General features: G+C 45.5%; 18 protein-coding genes. 10 read left to right on the top strand and 8 right to left on the bottom strand.

Annotated elements, in window-relative coordinates; genetic code table 11:
* Positions 1 to 2: 2 nt before the first annotated feature.
* Positions 3 to 1,331, top strand: a complete 1,329-nt coding sequence (locus METLIM_RS15015; RefSeq protein ID WP_004079768.1) for an FAD-dependent oxidoreductase — start codon at positions 3 to 5, stop codon at positions 1,329 to 1,331.
* A gap of 107 nt (positions 1,332 to 1,438) precedes the next feature.
* Positions 1,439 to 2,803: a sensor histidine kinase gene (locus tag METLIM_RS15860; protein ID WP_004079769.1), complete on the top strand. Its 1,365-nt coding sequence runs from the start codon at positions 1,439 to 1,441 to the stop codon at positions 2,801 to 2,803.
* A gap of 87 nt (positions 2,804 to 2,890) precedes the next feature.
* Here METLIM_RS15860 and METLIM_RS15025 read toward each other — a convergent pair whose 3' ends face one another.
* A complete protein-coding gene (locus tag METLIM_RS15025) occupies positions 2,891 to 3,136 on the bottom strand; it encodes a hypothetical protein (protein ID WP_004079770.1) in 246 nt (81 codons plus the stop codon).
* Between the two features lie 84 nt (positions 3,137 to 3,220).
* Positions 3,221 to 4,630: a PAS domain S-box protein gene (locus METLIM_RS15865; protein ID WP_004079771.1), complete on the bottom strand. Its 1,410-nt coding sequence runs from the start codon at positions 4,628 to 4,630 to the stop codon at positions 3,221 to 3,223.
* Positions 4,631 to 5,467: 837 nt separating this feature from the next.
* Between METLIM_RS15865 and METLIM_RS15035 the strand changes: the two genes are divergently transcribed.
* The gene (locus METLIM_RS15035) at positions 5,468 to 8,695 is read left to right on the top strand and encodes a tetratricopeptide repeat protein (RefSeq protein WP_004079772.1); all 3,228 of its coding nucleotides are present in this window, start codon (positions 5,468 to 5,470) and stop codon (positions 8,693 to 8,695) included.
* Between the two features lie 140 nt (positions 8,696 to 8,835).
* On the opposite strand, the gene METLIM_RS15040 is transcribed toward METLIM_RS15035, so the two are convergent.
* Complete coding sequence (locus METLIM_RS15040) at positions 8,836 to 9,387, bottom strand: hypothetical protein (RefSeq protein ID WP_004079773.1); 552 nt, start codon at positions 9,385 to 9,387, stop codon at positions 8,836 to 8,838.
* 3 nt (positions 9,388 to 9,390) lie between these two features.
* A complete protein-coding gene (locus METLIM_RS15870) occupies positions 9,391 to 10,389 on the bottom strand; it encodes a PAS domain-containing response regulator (protein WP_004079774.1) in 999 nt (332 codons plus the stop codon).
* Positions 10,390 to 10,740: 351 nt separating this feature from the next.
* Between METLIM_RS15870 and METLIM_RS15055 the strand changes: the two genes are divergently transcribed.
* The 6 genes from METLIM_RS15055 (at position 10,741) to METLIM_RS15080 (ending at position 15,710) form a co-directional block, all read left to right on the top strand.
* Complete coding sequence (locus tag METLIM_RS15055; protein WP_004079775.1) at positions 10,741 to 11,643, top strand: ADP-ribosylglycohydrolase family protein; 903 nt, start codon at positions 10,741 to 10,743, stop codon at positions 11,641 to 11,643.
* A gap of 72 nt (positions 11,644 to 11,715) precedes the next feature.
* Complete coding sequence (gene argC, locus METLIM_RS15060; protein ID WP_004079776.1) at positions 11,716 to 12,702, top strand: N-acetyl-gamma-glutamyl-phosphate reductase; 987 nt, start codon at positions 11,716 to 11,718, stop codon at positions 12,700 to 12,702.
* Between the two features lie 15 nt (positions 12,703 to 12,717).
* Positions 12,718 to 13,197, top strand: coding sequence for a CBS domain-containing protein (locus tag METLIM_RS15065; RefSeq protein WP_004079777.1), 480 nt, complete (start codon positions 12,718 to 12,720; stop codon positions 13,195 to 13,197).
* 8 nt (positions 13,198 to 13,205) lie between these two features.
* Entirely contained in the window at positions 13,206 to 14,378 is a 1,173-nt protein-coding gene (gene argJ, locus METLIM_RS15070) for a bifunctional ornithine acetyltransferase/N-acetylglutamate synthase (RefSeq protein WP_004079778.1), read from the top strand.
* On the top strand, positions 14,375 to 15,253 hold the full coding sequence (argB, locus tag METLIM_RS15075) for an acetylglutamate kinase (RefSeq protein ID WP_004079779.1): 879 nt from the start codon (positions 14,375 to 14,377) through the stop codon (positions 15,251 to 15,253). The genes argJ and argB overlap by 4 nt, the downstream gene beginning before the upstream one ends.
* Positions 15,254 to 15,350: 97 nt before the next feature.
* Positions 15,351 to 15,710, top strand: coding sequence for a PAS domain-containing protein (locus tag METLIM_RS15080; protein ID WP_004079780.1), 360 nt, complete (start codon positions 15,351 to 15,353; stop codon positions 15,708 to 15,710).
* On the opposite strand, the gene METLIM_RS15085 is transcribed toward METLIM_RS15080, so the two are convergent.
* Positions 15,707 to 15,982 (bottom strand): chorismate mutase, encoded by a 276-nt coding sequence (locus METLIM_RS15085; RefSeq protein WP_004079781.1) that lies wholly within the window; start codon positions 15,980 to 15,982, stop codon positions 15,707 to 15,709. The genes METLIM_RS15080 and METLIM_RS15085 overlap by 4 nt on opposite strands.
* Positions 15,983 to 16,091: 109 nt before the next feature.
* Here METLIM_RS15085 and METLIM_RS15090 point away from each other — a divergent pair, with 109 nt between their 5' ends.
* Entirely contained in the window at positions 16,092 to 16,763 is a 672-nt protein-coding gene (locus tag METLIM_RS15090; protein WP_004079782.1) for a zinc metalloprotease, read from the top strand.
* A 170-nt stretch (positions 16,764 to 16,933) separates the two neighbouring features.
* On the opposite strand, the gene METLIM_RS15095 is transcribed toward METLIM_RS15090, so the two are convergent.
* The 3 genes from METLIM_RS15095 to METLIM_RS15105 all read right to left on the bottom strand — a co-directional run bounded on the left by METLIM_RS15095 (position 16,934) and on the right by METLIM_RS15105 (position 19,553).
* The gene (locus METLIM_RS15095) at positions 16,934 to 18,166 is read right to left on the bottom strand and encodes a hypothetical protein (RefSeq protein ID WP_004079783.1); all 1,233 of its coding nucleotides are present in this window, start codon (positions 18,164 to 18,166) and stop codon (positions 16,934 to 16,936) included.
* Positions 18,167 to 18,322: 156 nt separating this feature from the next.
* Positions 18,323 to 18,943, bottom strand: coding sequence for a flavodoxin family protein (locus METLIM_RS15100; protein ID WP_004079784.1), 621 nt, complete (start codon positions 18,941 to 18,943; stop codon positions 18,323 to 18,325).
* Positions 18,936 to 19,553, bottom strand: a complete 618-nt coding sequence (locus tag METLIM_RS15105) for a flavodoxin family protein (protein WP_004079785.1) — start codon at positions 19,551 to 19,553, stop codon at positions 18,936 to 18,938. Before METLIM_RS15105 ends, METLIM_RS15100 begins: the two co-directional genes overlap by 8 nt.
* Between the last annotated feature and the right edge of the window lie 32 nt (positions 19,554 to 19,585).

A 19,585-nucleotide genomic window follows, 5' to 3' on the forward strand; every position in this document is an offset into this window, starting at 1 on the left:
AGATGATAACTGTAATCGGCGGCGGCCCTGCGGGCAGGTACGGGGCGATCAAACTTGCATCTGAAGGCGAAGAAGTAATTTTGATAGAGAAGAGAGGCCCTCTAGGGGGGCAGTGTCTCCACCAGGGATGTATGGTCATATGCGCCTTAAATGACATCGCAAAGCATCTGGATGAGAGCAGAAGATTTAAGGAACTCGGCATAATATCGGGAGAGACATCAGTCAGCTATCCGGACGCCGTCAGCCGGATGACTGAGATACATGCCACAATATCCGGAATCCTTAAAAAGGAGACGGAGAATGCCGGCGTAGAGATCCGGAATGCCGAAGCGGAGGTTGACTGCCCTGAGGTATATACCGGTAAGGAGACCCTTTACCCGGATAAGATGCTCATCTCAACCGGCTCAAAACCTTTTGTCCCGGAAATTCCCGGTGCGGAACTTAAGGGAGTATATAACCCTCATACGGTAATTCCCGGCCTTAAAGATATTCCGGAGAGAATTTGTATCATCGGTGGGGGAGTTATTGCCGCTGAATACGCTTACATATTCTCTTCTTTCGGAGCAGAAGTGGATATTATTGCAAGAAGCGGCTTCTTAAAAGGCATGCCGCTTAAAGGCGTTGAGAGTGCCTTAAAAGACCTGAAGGGTGTAAAATTAACTGAGAATGCCACACCGGCAGAGATTACAGGAGATAGACGGGCAGACGGAATACTTCTGAAAGATTCCGGAGTTCATATAGAGACAGATGCCGTTTTATTCGCCACCGGACTTATACCAAATTCAGCAATGATACATGGCCCGGAGAAGAGGGAAAACGGTGCAATAATTACTGACGAAAAAATGGAGACCTCGGTAAAGGGAGTATTTGCCGCAGGGGACGTCACAGGCGGCCCTTACCTCACCCCGGTTGCAAGGGCAGAAGGGAGCATTGCTGCGGATGCGATGCTTGGCAGAACCCCAAAAAAAGTCCCGGCCATACTTCCCCAGTCTGTAAAACTGAGATATGAGCATTCCTTCTGCTCACAAAAACCTGATGAATGTATGGAGATGGCAATGCCTGCACCTTCAGGTCCCGGTTCGTTCTGGTCAGTGCCTGAGAGAAATACAGGGCAGGCACTGATTGAATACAGTAAAGAGAACGGTCAAATCTGCGGCATGTACCTCGGCACACCTGCATCAGGACCGGTGAGTGCATACCTTGCATATATGATAGAAAATGGTGTTAAAACCGGAGATATTGCGGAAATTATGGAAGTGCACCCCTCAACAGACGGCATATTAGGCCTTGCCGCATATGCCGAATATACCCGTAAAAAATGGAAAATATAAAAACCGGTTCAGAAATTTCCGGCTGAACCGTCACGGAAATTTAAAATATTTACAGAAATATAGCACATTAAAAGCCTTATTATACTTCTTTTCCCTACATTTAGCCTATGATAAATTCCTTTTATAGTCAGGAACAAAAGGAAATAATCTGGGAATGGGCACCAATAGGAGTAGTTGTTGCTTTATTCCTTATAATGGAGGTAACATACCTTCTCTTCTTTGACAATGTTACAATAGTTGTATCTCACATACTGTATTTTCCGATAATCCTGATCTCGTTTTTTTTCCCGAAAAAAGGTGTTCTCGCTTCAACATTAATCTCAGCCGCATATGTATTCATCATCTATGCAGCAGAATATCCGGGAATTGAGGGCATCGTCTCGGCCACAATGCAGTTTTATGTATATGTCAGCATATCCATAACAGTCTCGGTTATATCGGACAGGATAAAAAAAGACAAAATAAAGTTCTCCGGAATATTTGAGAATTCAGAGGGTGGAATTGCTCTTATTAACCGATATACCGGCAAAATTACGGAAAAAAACCATAAATTCACAGATATAATAAGTTCATGGGATATCCCTGAAGATACAGATAATTTCTCTGAAATAGTGGGCGATCAAAACTACAACAGAATACTTACAGAGATAGACAGATCAGGAACGGTTGAAAATTATGAGATGGAATCCGCGAAGGAAAACCTGAATTACGGCCTTATAAGTGCATCACTTCTCTCGGAAGATGATGTTATTCTGACCTTAAATGACATTACAGATAGTGTCAGCAGAAAAAAAGAGATAGAAAAACTCAATTCCGAACTCTGCACTGCGAACAGTAAGTCAAACCTCTACCTCGACATACTTACCCATGATATAAACAATGCAAATACCGCAGCACTCGGTTATGCAGAATTCCTGGCAGAAAGTGTATCTGAAGAAGAGAGACCGCTCTTTGATAAGATGCTCTCAGGAATAAGGCATAGTGCCAGTATTATCGAGAATGTCTCAAGGATCAGAACAATCCACGACAGAGAGAGGATCTGCCGTCCGGTGAATTTAGGTCTGGCAGTCAGGGAAGCGGCAGAGAGGCATAAAGGTGCAGATATTAAAGCAGAGACGGAGAAAATAAGTGTAAAAGCGGACGAAATGCTGACAGATGTTCTTGACATAGTCATTGAAAACAGTATAAAATACGGCGGAGAGGGCGTAAAGATCTGCATAAATGCAGAGAAGAGGGACGGAACAGTAAATGTATCCATAAGCGACAACGGTCCCGGCATTGATGACGGAATTAAAAAGACAGTACTTGCAAGATTTCAGAAAGGGTCTGATTCACGAAGAGGCAGGGGTCTTGGGCTTGCAACCGCAGATATGATAATGAAATCCTTTGGGGGGAGCATGGAAGTTACAGACAGAGTTCCCGGAGATCACAGAGAGGGACTTAAGATAATTCTGAAACTTAAAGAAGCATAAGCGTCATAAGAGGAAACGTTCAGAGGTTCCGGCCACGCAGCAAGTCAGAAATAACCAGGATTTTCAGCCGGAAAAATATCTGACACCTCATCCTTTTTTTATCTGTGCATCTATCCATTCTGAGATTATCTCCTTAAGTCTCTTTTCAGAATAATCCCTCACAACATAATAGCGCAGAAAGAATTCGAGATCCTCAAGAGTAGGATGGATAACTTCATTCAGGATTTTGTCGGCAGAAGCATCTTTCATAGCAGAACTCCGGAATAAAAGAAGTTTCTCCATATGACCCATCTCTCCGGTGGACAACAGAATATCCTCAAGGTTTCTTTTCATGTCAGTTATCCTTCAGCGAATACATTTTTAAAAAAACAGACACTAAAAACAGATTTTTTGAGAACCCGGGTAAAAAAACCGGCATCACAGAACATTCTTATTTGCAACACTGAGAATTACAGAATTTTTATCAAAATCAAAGAGATGAGACCTGACACTTACAGGCACTTCCTCACCCCCCTTATTCCGGTATATAGTTCTGTAATCTGCAACTTTCTCCTGCTTGAGATCTTCAATAACTGACATTAAGTCCTCTTCGCTTAAATGGCAGTCAAGATCCAGAATTGACATATTGTACAGTTCATTTCTGCTGTAGCCAAACCCGTTGCAGGCAGCACTGTTCACCTCAATTATCCGGCCGGGTTCCTTTATATTGTCCCTGAAATTATGTACAAAAACGGGATTTTCACAGTAATTAAAGAGCGTTTTATATTTCTTCTCACTGAGCCTGAGGTCTTCCTGCGTCTTTATTCTTGAAATTACACTGCCGATATAAGTTGCAAGTGTTTCGATCTCACGTTTATTGAATTTACTGTAATCATCAGGAATGTACGATCCAAGTGAGAAGCACCCGATAACCTTTCCGTTGTCAGGCAGGGGTATGATTGCAAGTGATTTCAGCCCGGTCATACCCAGAATATCATCAGTACCTTCTCCGAATTTAATATCAGTACTCTTTCCGTAAATCGGCCTGCCGGATATTATATCCCTTCCAAGGCGCGAACCGGCACTGATTGTGCTAATCTTTGTCCTGAAGAGATCATTTAACCCTTCAGAATAAACAAGCTCAAAATCACCAGAATCTCCATTCCGAAGATAAACACCGCCTGATTCTATATTCAGGATATACCTGGCCGTTCTTATGCAGAGCGGAAGAGCAACACTTAATGACTGTGTGGCAGAGAGCTGCCAGGCAAGATCACGCTGGATGAGTATCATCTCCTCTGTCCTCTTCCTCTCTGTAATATCATGAAATATTATTGTAAGACCTGGTGCACCATCTTCAAATACAGCAGGAATTATCTTCATCTCAAAACAGATATCTGTATTACCTTTCTGTATGCAGATCTCCTCTATAACCTCGCGGCCTGAAAGAGCAGCATCTATAAAAGGAGCAAGGTTCTTTTCATCATTATCCGGAGACATCAGATCGTCAATATATACTCCGGAGAGAGCATCAAGCTTTAAATCAAAAAGTTCGAGCATCTTTGAATTAGCATGAACTATCTTTCTGTCATTACCGAGAACAATAACATAATCTGATGAAAAGTCAAGCAGAGCACTTATGGGGACGCGGTGAGATAAGAAATAAACTTTTGCCTGACCATAGGGTACCATCTCAACACGGCCTGACGTCCGCAGTACATCAAGATAACGCGCCACAGTGACCCTGTTCATCCCTATTGCCTCGGAAATCTGCCTAACGGACATTCCACGAGGATTTTCCTTTAAAATCTCCAGAATTGCCGGTAGCTCCGAGGGTTCTGATTCCATAATATAAAACTGAATGTTAGAGATATTAAAACTATGTTATAATACATCACCAGTGACAATACAATGGATAAGAGGATTGGATCATCAGATCCAGATAAATTTAAATAGTAACAACACCCACGAATAATTGTGCATGAGGATGCACAGGGTGATTATTAATTTAAAATTTAATCACATATCCGATTACCGGCAAAACAGATGGTTATAATTCGTTACACCCCCATGATCAATCCCCAAACACCCCCATCATCATTTAACGTTTTAATTAACCCTCATATCCCCCCAATCAAATGCCGGGATAATCACCCGGAGATGTAAAACCATAACCCCCAATTGGTCTTCCCCAGACCACATGGTTTTGCAGATCCATTTTTCCTCATGTAACTGAAGTGCTCTTTTATAGCTGTTATTACATCACAGGATAATTATCATCCACACCGGACTTCTATGCAGCCAAAATTATAGCGAACCGGTGCCTATTCTTCACCGGAAATCTGCCTGTCATTATATCAGCCAGGAGAAACCGGTTGCCGGGTAAAGGAAAAAACCCCGCCTCCATAAAAAACTGACACTGTTATTTCTGCCGGAGCGGCAGAGCCGGCCTGTTGTCAGACATGAAAAATCAATCAGAAGATAATAATATGCACTAATATTAACATAACAGAACTGATAATAAATTTCTATGATATTGCCGGAATTTCAGGTATGGTGCAGATTCAGGCAGCCGGAAAAGGTCCCGCATGACCTGTGCGAAGGAATTATCCGGAAACCGGGCACTGCATGAAAAGAAATTCCGCCATATAATGTAAATAACATAACCGGAGTCTGGAAGAAGAAATGGCATTTCTTGACAAATTAATCGGCCAGGGGAGCAACCCAAACCCCTGGATAGACAAAGCCTCAGCGCATTTTGAGCAGGGAAGATATGAAGAAGCATCCAGGGACCTTGAAAAAGCTATAGAGATCGAACCTGAAAACGGAGAACTCTGCTTTAAGATGGGAACAGCCCTTATGCACACCGGAAAATATGAAGATGCAGAGAGATTTTTCAAAAGGTCAGTTGCTGCATCTCCGGATAACATATCAGCATGGCAGTCTCTCGGAAACGCCCTCTATTACAGGAGAGATTTTAAAGGGGCCGTACAGTGCTATGACAGGGTACTCTCAATGGACCCGTCAGTTACGGATGTAATATACAAAAAAGCAGAGGCACATGAATCAACCGGAGATTTTGCCGGTGCAGCAGAATGCTGTGAAAAACTTCTCGAAAAGGATGAGAACAATATTATACTCAGGGAGCGCCTGGGAAACCTCTGCATGCGGATATCTGACTGGAACCGTGCCCTTGAGGCATATGAGGCAGTGTTCAGATTTGATCCGGGAAATGTCACGGCAATGATCAAAACCGGACATATCCTGGAGATTATGAATAAATACGACGAAGCGGAGATCTTTTATTCAAATGCAATGGCCGCCGCACCCGGGGACCTGACAGCCGCATACAGCCGTGCGGGAATACTGGAGAGAAGCGGAAAATATTCAGAGGCTGCGGAGATCTACAGGACAATAATGGCAGAAAACCCCGATGACCTCTCCGCGGCATTCAGAAGAGGGTGTGATCTCTACTGGAACGGCGACTTCACCGGAGCGTCACATGCACTTGAGATTATCGTAAAGAGGGCACCTGAAAATATCCAGGCATGGCATATGATGGGTATATCACTGGAGCAGATAGGAGAGTACTCAAGGGCAGTCGAATGCTTTGACAATGTACTAAAATCAGCATCCTCAAACTCGCCGACCTGGTACCACAGGGGGATCTGCCTCTCATGGCTTGGACGCTACAGTGAAGCGGCAGTCAGTTTTTCACAGGTAATGGAGGGCAACAATGCCGGGTTTGTGAACTGGATCGGCAGTGACGGAGAACTCAACCTCTTTGAAAAAGAGAAGATCCAGACCATCAATGAACATAAAATAGACATCAGGGAACACAGACTGCTCATGATCCAGGGTGAGGCACTGATGCACCTTGGAGAATACAGACAGGCAGAAGAATGCTTTGCAACAATTACGGAAAAGAACCCGGACGACTACAATGCATGGCGCCTCCTTGCAGACTCCAGGACTGCAACAGGGAATTACAAAGGTGCGATTGACGCCCTGAACAAGATAATACTTGAATTCCCTGAAGAGAAAGATTCCCTTGAGAAGAAGGCCACTGCCACATACCAGACAGGCAATTATAAAAAGGCCCTCGAATGCTTTGATTCTGCCCTGAACATCGACGAAAACGATGTAATGATGTGGAAAGGCAGGGCAGACAGCCAGATCAAACTCGGCCTCTTTGAAGAGTCATTGCAGAGCTTTGATCAGATACTGACAATACTTCCGGATGACATCGAAGCCCTCTCCAAAAAAGCATCAGTTCTCATGTCAATGAATTTATATGAGGACGCTGTCGCATGCCTCTCTCCCGTAATAGATTCAGGAAAAGCCGGGATTACTGCATGGAGGGAATATATTGACCTCCTTGAACTGCTCGGCTGTTATGAGGAAGCACTCAGCGCAATCATCAGCCTCTCTGAGCTTATTGAACCGGACAACACCCTGAAGATCCAGAAGGCAAGAATACTGGACAGAAACAGCATGATCGAGGAAGCGGCCGGCATATACATGAGTGTTCTTGAAGAGGAGCCTGAAAGAACAGGAGCAGCCCTTGCCCTTGCAACCGACCTGAAATCCTTAGGTAAATTCGATAAGGCCGCCAAAGCATACGAACATTACGTTCGGGCAAACAGAGATGACGGTGTTGGATGGAGAGACCTTGGCCTTGCCCTTGAAAAGACCGGCGAATATGAAAAGGCAGTAAAATCACTTGCAAAAGCAACAGAACTGAGGCCTGAGGACCGCGGCATAATGCTCGAAACCGGACTTCTGCTCACAAGAAGAGGCCATTACAACGAAGCGGCTGAGATCTTTGACAGCCTTGCACAGAGAGATCCTGACAATGTTGCAGTAATGCGTGGAAGGGCTTTTGCACTTGCCGGCACAAACCGTTACCAGGATGCAAAAGATGCCTTCACCAGATATATTGACACCACTGAAACGGAAGAGAGCGACGATACTGAAGCAAGACTCGCCTTTGCATCAGTCTGCGAGAGGGCAGGGGACTTTGAAATTGCAGCAGGCCACTACGCAGCCGTACTTGAGGACAATGAGAAAGATATAGACACATGGATAAAACTCACAAAACTCCTCGTCAGGATGGCCAGATATGAGGACGCGGTTGAAGCTGCCGAAAATATTGAGGCACATGACCCGGTAAATCCGACTGCCTGGAGAATAAGGGGAGAGATGCAGACAAGGCTTGGCTCTTACGAAGAGGCTGCGGAGGCGTTTTCAAAGGTTCTTGAGACCGACGGAAAAGACCGCCTCTCAAGGCTTGGCCTGGCCTCAGCACTCCTCAATTCCGGCCATTACAAGGAGTCACTCGTCCAGTTCGGTGCTGCCCTTGAAGGTGCCGGACCGGACACCGAGAGCTACTTCCAGTGCGCCCTTGCGCAGATGCATATGGGCGGATACGAAAAGGCCATCAAGTTCACAGACAGGATACTTGAAGAGAAGCACGACCTTACAGGTGCCTTTGTAATAAAAGCAAACTCACTTGAGAGACTTGGACTGTACGAAGAGTCGCTCGAATGCTTTGAAAATGCAATAAGATCAGGAAAGAGAAGCAGCGCCCTCTGGAATGCACGGGGAATGCTCCTTATAAATATAGGGCGCTACAATGAAGCCGGAAAATCCTTTGAGAAAGCCCTTGAAGGCGGCACAGAAGATTCAAACGCCTGGCTTGGAAAAGGGATCGCACTTGAGTGCATAGGCAAATATGAAGGGGCAATTGAAGCATATGAGAAATGCACAGAACTAAACCACAGGGACACTGCTCCTGTGTACAGAAAAGGTAAATGCCTCACATATCTCGGAAGATTCCGGGAGGCATCGGAATGCTTTGAATCAGCCATCAAAAATGAGGAGAAAGAGACCTTCAGAAGCGATGCCGAGTGAGAGATTTACCGGAATAAAATACCCGACTCCTTTTTTACACCATATGTTCACGGAGATCTTCTGACCGGAAAAACTTCCGGACCCAAAATAATTATGGAGATTAATTTTACAGGCCTGCTTAAGGGTCTTAGCCGCAGCATTCAGATCTCTTCAGTGCTGTCAGAAAAAGTTTTGAGCTGCATCAGAAGGACAGGGTCAAGCCCCTCTTTTACAGAGAGATAAAAACCCGTACACTTCATCAGTCTTAATTTGCTGGACATAAAATGCATGAATTTGGTCAGTGTCGGGGTGGGCATGTAGATAAGCATGGTGTTGACAGAATCGAGAAGAACAATCGTCTTCTCACCAGAATTCTCCTTTAACATCTCAGTCACTGAAATACCTATATCCGTCAGATTTGACGGACTTGTAACGAAGACAGAGTTGTCGATGTCACCCGGAAGACTGCCAAGGGCATACTTTGTGATTGCATCTATAAAATAGACATTTGAGATATCTATCCCCTCTGACCTGTAGAGGTCTTTTAAGAGAGGAGAGGGGTTGTTCATCGTGATAACTATTGACCTGTTGCCGGCTTCAGCAGATTTTTTGATAATTTCACAGTTGGCATTTGCAAGGTTCTCTGCCCGTGTCAGAGCCAGCACTACCTTTGCCGCCCCTTCTCCGCTGATAAAACCATCAATGCCCGACAAAATTCACCTTAACAGATATTCAAGATATTCATCAGGGATGTAATCCTTGGCCTTTGTAATCGCCCTGTTCAGCTCATTGAGATTCTCAATCACCTGGTCGGCATTCTTCTTCTGGACAAGAAGCATAAGCCTTAATTTTTCAGGGTCATGCGTATCAGAAAAAGCCGCCGCCTCAAGGGACCTTGAGATATGAAAAAGAGGTTCACGTATTCTTCTGGCGGCTTCGGTGATATAGGAGAGAAATTCTTTCTCATACTCTTTCTGCTCGGTAATATCCACAAATGTCCCAAAGAGATGGTCAGTCCCGGTGGCCTCATCGGTGATCATATCTATTGAAATCCGGAGATGAACGGACGAACCGTCCTTTCTTCTGCCTTTAAGCTCCCCCACAAAACCGCCTTTGTCCTTCACCCGGCAGAGAATATCGCTCGCAATGTCAATCTCATCCGGAATTTCAAGGAAATCATGTAAAGACCTCCCAATCATTTCACCTTTGGCACCATAATTAAAAAGTGAAAGGCCCGAACGGTTGACATATGAAACTAACAGAGTCTCGGCATCTGCAAGAAATACCCCGTTGTATGAACACTCGATAGCCTGTTCCTTTACCTTAAGCTCGGACTTTGCGCTGTTTCTCGCAACCGCTATCTCAATCTGGTGCGAGAGTTCTGCAAAATTTGCCTTCGCATTCTTACCCTTCTGTACAAAGCCGTCAGCCCCGAACCTGAAGGCCTCAACGACCACCTCATCCCTGCCCTTTCCGGAAAAAATAATGAAAGGTATGGTCGGCCGGCTCTTCCTGACGTTTTTGAGGAAAGTCAGACCGTCCATCTCAGGCATCTCGTAGTCAGAGACTATGGCATCATAATTTTTGATTCTGAGACATTCAAGAGCTTTGTCAGCCGAATATACCTTATCGATATCATAAAAAGAATATTTATTGAGATAAATCCCGGCAAGCTCCAGAATTTCCGGCTCTTCATCCACCATCAGCAGTTTCAACTGGCATCACCCTCCAAAATCCCGTATAAATACAGGATAAATAGTATCTAAAAAGAATGTAAATAACATTTCTCCGGATTCAGAGAATAAAAAGCCATAAACCGGCCTAAAATATCCCACTAAGAACTGGTTCACCCGGATATCCAAAATATTATCCGGAAAAGTTCTAACCCCGGACACTGGGACGGCAGCCCCCGAAAAGACCCGGCAGAGGAAAAAATAGTGAATATAATTTGTCATATAAGCACAAAAAAAGAGAAACAGCGCACATTCTGCCCGTATTGCAGGAAAATCATTCTGACAGAAGAACAATGACAAAGTTTAACCAAGGAATCAATAGAGTATATTCTGATGGAGAATGAATACAGGGGCGCGATGCTTGGTGCAGCAATTGGTGATGCACTCGGAATGCCATACGAGACAACACCGGCATCCCTGAGGCATCTGAGGACAGAATATGTAAAACCAAGCCGGATTCATCCTAATTCCGGACTCAAAGAAGGCTGCTATACCGACGACACCCAGATTGCACTTGCCGTATCTGAACTATTCATAAGCGGAAACTACTCTGTAAAATCCTACACAGAAAGGCTAAAAGAGCTTTACCTCGGAAAACAGCTCAGGTTTCCGGACGGGACAATACTCAGCGCATGCAGACATATAGTTGCAGGAGATGAAAATCCGGGCTGCTTCTCGGACACAGCGGGCTGTGTACCACTCGGACTTCCTTTCGCCCTTGTATATTCAGATACCCCGGCTATAAAGGAAAAGCTTACTGAGGCATGCTCAGTCACTCACAGCAGTCCCGCGGCGCATGCAGGCGCACTCTGGTTTGCACTTCTTCTCAGGTACACACTAAGCCATGATACAGAACCACTTTACCATGCCACAAAAGAGATGGCAAAAGTTGATGAGAAGCTTGCCGGTAAGATAGACCTGGCAATAAATTATGCTGAAGAAGGCATTTCACCGGAGAGCGCGCTTCAGACAATCGGGAATAATGTAAGCGTCTATCAGACAATACCACTGTCGGCGTATCTGATACTGCGCTATGGCGAAGATATAAATTTCCTGAATATTGCCTCCCAGACAGGCGGGAATACAGACACAACGGCCTTCATATGCGGCGCATGGGCCGGTGCAGAGTTCGGAGCTTCAGGACTCCCCGATGATCTGCTGGTCGCTCTTGAAAACCGGCAAATGATAGAAAATATTGCAAAAAGGCTTTTTTACAAATTTGGCAGCACAGATTAATCCCGGCCGGCAGTAAAATAACCCTGAACAAAAGACAAAGGGATTTTACGCTTTGTTAATAAATACTATTTTATGGATATTGCAATTATCGGGGCCTCCGGATTTACCGGAGGGGATCTGATAAGGCTCCTTCTCACCCATTCACAGGCAGAGGTTACATGCGCCACCTCAAGAAAGGAAGAAGGAGCAACGGTTGATTCAGTCCACCGGAATTTAAAGGGGCTGTGCGACCTGAAATTCACCGACCCTGAGACACGGACAGTTGATGCAGACTTTGCATTCCTTGCGGTACCGCATACAGTTGCGATGAACTACACCGCTGACCTCATGGAAAGGGGGATTAAGACCGTTGACTTAAGTGCTGACTACAGGCTGCCGCCTGACGTATATGAAGAGACATACGGAGTAGCCCATAAAAACTACTTTAAAGCGCCGTACGGACTTCCGGAGATTCACAGGGAAGAGATAAAGGGAAGCTCTTTTGTCGCAAACCCGGGATGCTTCCCCACAGGTGCAACACTTGCAGCCGCACCGCTTGCAGGGATGGCTGAGACGGTGATCTATGACTCCAAAACAGGAGTTTCAGGCGCAGGAGTTGCTCCGACGGCGACAAACCAGTACACAAACGTTGCAGACAGCCTGAAAGCCTACAAATGGACAAACCACAGGCATCTCTCGGAGATGAAACAGGAACTGGCATTTCTGGGATCGGATGCAGACTGCCATTTCACACCGCACCTTCTCCCGGTTAACAGGGGCATACTCACAACAGCACACATACTGCTTAAAGAGCCGGTTGAACAGGCTGAGGCAGAAAAATTATATGAGGATTACTACAGAAATGAGTTCTTCGTAAGGCTTCAGAACCCGACCCTTGCTGAAGTAAGGGGCAGCAATTTCTGTGATATTGCCGTTGAGAGTGAGGGCAGAAGGATAGTTGCAGTATCAGCCATAGACAATCTTGTAAAAGGCGCAAGCGGACAGGCGATACAGAATATGAATATAATGTGCGGATACAGGGAGAACGACGGGCTTGTGAACGCCCCGGTATTCCCGTAAAAAGAGGTTATAACAATGAAAGTCAGGGACGTAATGACACCTAACCCGGTGACAATAACAGTTAATTCAAAGGTGAGTGAGGCAGCCGGAATTCTGAGGAAAAAAAGAATAGGCGGCCTTCCGGTAATGAACGGCGAGAGACTTGCCGGAATTGTGACAGAGACGGACATACTTTCACTGCTTGACACAGGCGACTTAAGTGACGACCTCTGGCTGCCGTCCCCGCTGGAGATAATCGAGATCCCAATCCGTGAATTTATCAACTGGGAGAAGACAAAAAAAGCACTCTCAGACATAGGGGACAGTCCTGTATCAGATATAATGAGCACAGAGATTGTATCAATAGATGACGAAGCTGACATTGAAGATGCTGCCGGACTTATGCTCTCAGAGGGAATTGCCAGGCTTCCTGTCCTGAAGCAGAACAGGCTTGTCGGAATCATCACCAGGCAGGACATAGTCAGGGGCATAGGAACAGGATCAAACGGGGACTAAAGAATAATATGAACAATATATGTGCCGTTAAAGGTGTAACTGCGGCCGGAATTAAGGAGGGCAAATACGGCCTTGCACTCATAAAAGCTTCAGGAAACGCTGCCGCAGTATTTACAAAAAACCTTCTCGCAGCAGAGCCTGTGCACCTCATGAGAGAGAGGATGAAATCCGGATACCTGGACGGCATAATCGTCAATTCCGGAAATGCAAACGTCTATACCGGGGAACAGGGATTAAAAGATGCAGAGAGGATGGCAGAACTTGGGGCAGAGGCATTCGGGACATCTCCTGAAAAGGTAGGCGTTGCAAGCACAGGGGTCATCGGGCGTTTTATGAGAATGGAGATAGTTGAGGACCAGTTCAACAGGATAAAATCCAGTCTCTCCCGGGACGAAAAAGCTGAATCTGATGCAGAATCAGCCATAATGACGACAGACAAAAAGCCAAAGCACGCAGTATGCAGAAGAGAGGGCTTTACTGTCGCAGGAATTACAAAGGGCAGCGGCATGATAGCGCCCAACATGGGAACAATGCTTGCATTCATCTATACGGATGCTGAGGCAGAGGCGGAAGAACTCAGCGTTATGCTTAAAAAAGCGGTTGACAGGAGTTTTAACAGGGTTGTTGTAGACGGCGACACATCGACAAACGACTGTGCATTCTTAACCGCCACCGGAATTAACGGAAGGGCAGACCCTGACGAGTTATACAGCGCACTTGAGGAGGTATGTATATCCCTCGCAAAGCAGATAGCATCAGACGGTGAGGGCGCAACAAAGATGCTTGAGATAACAGTAATAAATGCCGCATCCGAGGACGATGCAGCGGCTGTTGCAAAGACCGTGATCGAATCTCCGCTTGTTAAAACAGCCGTTTACGGCGAGGACCCAAACTGGGGCCGTGTTATCGCCGCAGCAGGGCGTGCAGGCGTTGAGTTTGATGTGGATAAAGCCTCAGTATATATATCAGACGGTGAAAAGAGAGTACCTCTTGCTGTCAGAGGGGAGATAACCGCAGATGACATCAAAAATCCGGAAACACTGAAGGCGGCAAAGGATATGATGGCAGGTGAAACAGTCACCTTTATTATAGATCTCGACTCAGGCAGTGAATCCGCAACAGCCTGGGGATGTGATCTGACAGAGAAATATGTGGAAATTAACGGGAAGTACACAACATGAACAGGGTAGATGTTTTAATGGAGGCGATGCCTTATATCCAGCAGTTCCACGGCAAAACCGTCGTTGTAAAACTGGGCGGGCATGCCATGGTGGACGCAGGCGTTCTTGACACCGTAATTCAGGACGTGGTGCTCCTGCATTATGTCGGAATGCGGGTTGTAATCGTTCACGGCGGCGGCCCTGAGATCACCCAGAAGATGAAAGATATGGGTAAAGAGCCTAAATTTGTCGCCGGACTTAGAATTACTGACAAAGAGACCCTTGAGATTGCCCAGATGGTTCTTGTCGGAAAGATAAATGACGGCATAGTCTCCCTCATCACCAAATTCGGCGCAAGGGGTGTCGGAGTGTCCGGCAATGACGGCAATATTCTCTTTGCAAAGAAGATGGGAGCAAAGAGGATAAAGATAGACGACCTTGAGCAGGATGTCGATCTCGGCCATGTCGGTGAGATAGAAGAGGTTGATCCATCCCTCCTTGAATGTCTGCTGGAGAACAAGTATATCCCGGTAATTGCTCCAATTGCAATAGACAAGAGAGGAATGAGCCTGAATGTAAATGCCGACACCGCCGCAGGCGAGATTGCAGTTGCCTTAAAGGCGTTTAAATTCATCAATATGTCTGATGTCGACGGTGTGATGAATGCCCAGAGGACAAGGACATACCACAGGCTGAACATAAATGAGGCTGAAAGGCTCATAGAAGAGGGCGTCATTGTAAGCGGCATGATACCAAAAATTGAGTCATGCATCAGCTGCCTTAAAAACGGTGTCGATTACACGCACATAATAAACGGAAACAACGATCACAGCCTCCTGCTTGAACTTTTCACGCATGAGGGCGTAGGAACCATGATCACAAGAAATGAGCAGTAAAACCCTCTTCCGGGTACTGCCCTTCAGCATCCGTTTAACTTTTTTTGCCTTCAGAAGAGGCAGTAAATAATAATATCATCCGGAGAATAACATCAGTATGGATTTTCTCCGGAAGAAGAATGACCAGAGCAGGCTTTACAGATTTGCCTTCCATTATTCACCGGTCGGCATCTGCATAATATCCCACCCGGACTTTGAGATACTGGAGATTAACCGCTCCTTTACTGAAATGGTATGCAGTGGTGCGGACGTGAAGGGTAAACTCTTCTCATCAGTCTGGGAGAAGACAAAGGAGAGGGATATTCTAATGACCGGCATTGTCAGAAACGGGGTATTCGGATGGGAGAGGTTAAAACTCAAAGGGCCTGAAGATTCAGGCAGTGTGTACCTTGTACACGGGGTGATGTTTGATGATTCGTATATTATGATCTCTGTAAAAATTCCGGAAGAGACCTAATCCCCTTCAGCAATCTGCCACTGCCGGTATTCATTCATAAGAATCAGAAGCTCAAATATCTCCTTTACAGGTTCAGGATCAAGGCCGTATTCCCTGGCCTTATCTATCGCACGTGAGATTACCTTCTCCCTCTGCTCTTCATCACGTACCGCACCGCCTTCTATTCTCTTGGCCTCTGCAACCTTTAGAGCCAGATCAGACCTCTCACTTATGAGGCTGATAATCTTCATATCTATCTCTTCTATCCGGCTTCTTGCTTCCATCAGATCCATGATAATAATTCTCCGGCACAATATATATTAACCCTTAAGAGAGAGCGGACAGGTGCCGCACTATCAACAGGAATAAGAGGTCATAATTAGAAAAGTACTGTCAGTCAGAATGAATACCAATATATTATCCCTCATAACCAAAAGGGAAAAGCACGATCTGATAATTGCCTGGCTTGCAATCGCCATAGCATTTACACTCATATTTGTCAGAAACAATGTAACTCCGGAGACATTTCTGATATTCTTCGGAGTTTCGCTCTTAACAGTAGGTCTGGGGTTCGCCCTTCATGAACTTGCGCATAAATTTACAGCGATAAAATACGGCTACTGGGCAGAATTCAGAAGGGACAACCAGATGCTTGTCATTGCAGTGGCCCTTGCAGCACTGGTCGGAGTAGTATTTGCCGCTCCCGGTGCGACAGTTATCTATTCAAGGGACGGCAGGCCGATGACAACGAAGGAGAACGGAATGATCTCAGCCGCAGGGCCGGTTGTAAACCTCATACTCTGCGTGCCATTCCTCCTGCTTATCATTCTCGGGGCAGTGCTCGGGACAGGACTGCTGCCGTTCCTGCTCACCATAACCGGAATGGTCGGTATGTCGGTGAACTCAATGATAGCCTTCTTCAACCTGCTGCCTGTAAGCGTCCTTGACGGAAAGAAGATCCTCTCGTGGAACCCGGCAGTATTTGCAGTGTTGATCATCGCATCCCTGGCAATGATCCTCATATCACAGGACTACGGCGGAATCCTGGATTCTATAGTCAAAATCTTTGCATAACCCCCACACTAACCTCTTTTAGTCCGGCTGAGAAGCCGGAACCGGCATGATGACAGAAGTCCGGGACTGGCTGTACCGTAAATATCAAAACCTTCTCCGGGGATTTCCGGATGAAAAAACAAAAATAGATTAAATTATTATCGGATGCCGGGAAACGGCTGTGAAAATCTTCAGTTCTCCTCATACAGCCTGTCAGGAATCTCTTTGATAACGTCCATATCAGGTATAATGGTGCATACCGGAAAATAGCCGAACAATGCCCTGTAATCTGTTGAGAGCATCTCAAGGCTGAGCATATTCATCCCGGAAATTCTTAATTCCTCCGCCATTTCAGGAGTTACGTCTCCGCCTTCCGATTCGGACCTCAGCTTGGCAAGAAGAGGTAAAAATTCCTTTTCAGCCAGTTCACGCTCAGATTTTAAAAGTTCAAAGACAAGCCTTCTGCTGTAAGCGCCCTGAAGGTGCCGGACGAATATAACCTGTGAGAGAAATATCACCATAAAAAGCCCGATCTTAAACTGGAGGTCTGCTTCAATGGCTGTAAAACTGCTGTATGTAAATCCCGGCAGCAGGATAGCCGCAACGAAGAGCAGTCCGCCACCGATAATAATTACGGCAGAGTAGAGGATATATTTAAGCAGCTGTGTCCAGCCCGACTCATATCTCTTCTTAAAATTGGTATGCATACCAAGCATTCCGGAGAAAAAACCCCTCGAATATGGCTGTGCATACGCAATGCCTATGTAAAAGGCAATTATTGCCACAGACTGAATTATCACAATAAGAGAGGAATACCTCTCAAATGTCCCAAGCATCATCCATCCGACAAATGCAAAGACCGATGAGAGGAGGAAGATAAGAAGAAAACCGAGAGTCAGCGGCTGGCAGTTTATGAAGAAGAGATTCCATGCAAATTCGGAGAAGAACTTCTTCTGCTTAGTGAGAGCCTTTAACTTCTTTTTCTTATCCGCAAGTTTAAAATCCTTCTTCTCAACGCCTTTTGCAGACTCAACCTCATCCCGGCTCTTCTTCTCACGGTGCCTCAGATCTTTGACAAAAGCTATGTAAGACTTAATTTCATCGACATCAGTCGGCAGCATCATCAGAAAGGGATTTACCATAAGGAATATGAACGATGACATTATCCAGTACAGAAAATACTCCGATGTACAATAGAAGACCAGCCAGACATTAACAAGTGCTGCCCCGGCAAGAATAGGAGTTGTAAACCTCAGTTTCCATGATATCTTATCCAGGGAACTGATTTCACCGTCAGCCTTGCTGATTATTTTTTTTGCCTCAGCCTCCGCTTCCCCAATTTTTATGCGGAAATCGTTCAGTGATATTTCAGGCGCAGATCCGGCTTTATCAGCACCTGATGAATTCCCAAAGGGCAGTATCATTACAGAGAATTCTGCATTAACCTTAATAAAAGTGTGTAAAAATCTTAAGCGCAGCCGGGAGATATGCCACAATACCGGAGATCTGCTCTCAAAACACCTATATGAAACAGGGACCCGCAGATAAAAATAAGAAGGTCCGGATGAAAATATCCGGAATTATCCTTCGCCCTTTTTCCGGACCATAAGTGAAATCACAGCTTCTCTTCCGGCATTATAAGCATTCTTCATAATTTCAGGCCGTCCCTCAATACCGCCGTATTTATCCATCCCGTTTGCCGCTATGGTATCTGTAAATTCAATACCGCAGTCATTAAAAAATGCAGTCATTACAGGCCTGACATAATCAAAGACATCCTCCCTCTCCATCCCTGCGGTTGAGATGAAAAACCCCTTATGATTTCTGACATGGTCCTCATCAAAGTGCAGATTGTCAAGGATAAACTTCCTCGCCCAGAGATACTGGCCGCGGTCAATCAGGCCCTTTATCTCGGCAGTCACCGACATTGAGTATATCGGGGAGGCAACAGCCGTTATATCGGCAGAGAGTATCTTCTCATAAATGCCTGTAAGATCATCATGTACAACACAGACACCCGTCTTATGGCATTTATTGCACCCCATACAGCTCTTATATCCAAGTTTTCTGAGTTCAATCTTCTCAACAGTCCCTCCGGCGGCATCTGCACCTTTTAAAAAACAGTCAAGGAGTTTTTCTGTATTGCCGTTTCTTCTGGGACTTCCCGAAATACCAAGAACATTTATTGTAATATCACTCACCGCCTCTAAGCACTCTCACCTTTTTCAGGACAGATGCAGCTGCCTCTTCTGCAAGCCTTTTTGCATCGGGATGTGCCTCAACCGCCCCTTTGGCGTCCACATTATTAATCATAAGATATTCAATATCGCGGTTTTTAACTCCTGCAAGGTGATAAAAACATTTCACAGTCGGAATTACGGCATCAAAGACCCAGTCCCAGTCCTGTCCCGCCGTTGAAATAAATACCCCGGCTTTTTTTCCTTTCTTCTCAGGCGGGACAATCTCCATATTGAGGACATATTTCCTCGATCTGAATACCTGCATTCTGTCAATAAGAGCCTTTGCCTGTGAACAGAGGCCAAGGCAGTACACAGGAGCGGAGAGAACAATTATATCCGCAGATTCGATCTTATCAATAAGCGTCTGGAAATCATCCTTAATAACGCATTCCCCCTTCTTCTCACAGGAGTTGCATCCGCGGCAGGGCCTGACATCAATATCTGAGAGAGCAAATTTTTCAATAACAACCTCTTCATCGGAGTTGAGATCTTCCAGAAGATAATCAAGAAGGGTCTCGGAATTGCCATGCCTTCTCGGACTTCCGGCAAAGGCAAGAACGGATATTACCATAACATCTGCCTGATATGTCCTGAATTGCATAA

Origin of the sequence: Methanoplanus limicola DSM 2279, assembly GCF_000243255.1 — an archaeon.
GTDB lineage: Archaea > Halobacteriota > Methanomicrobia > Methanomicrobiales > Methanomicrobiaceae > Methanoplanus > Methanoplanus limicola.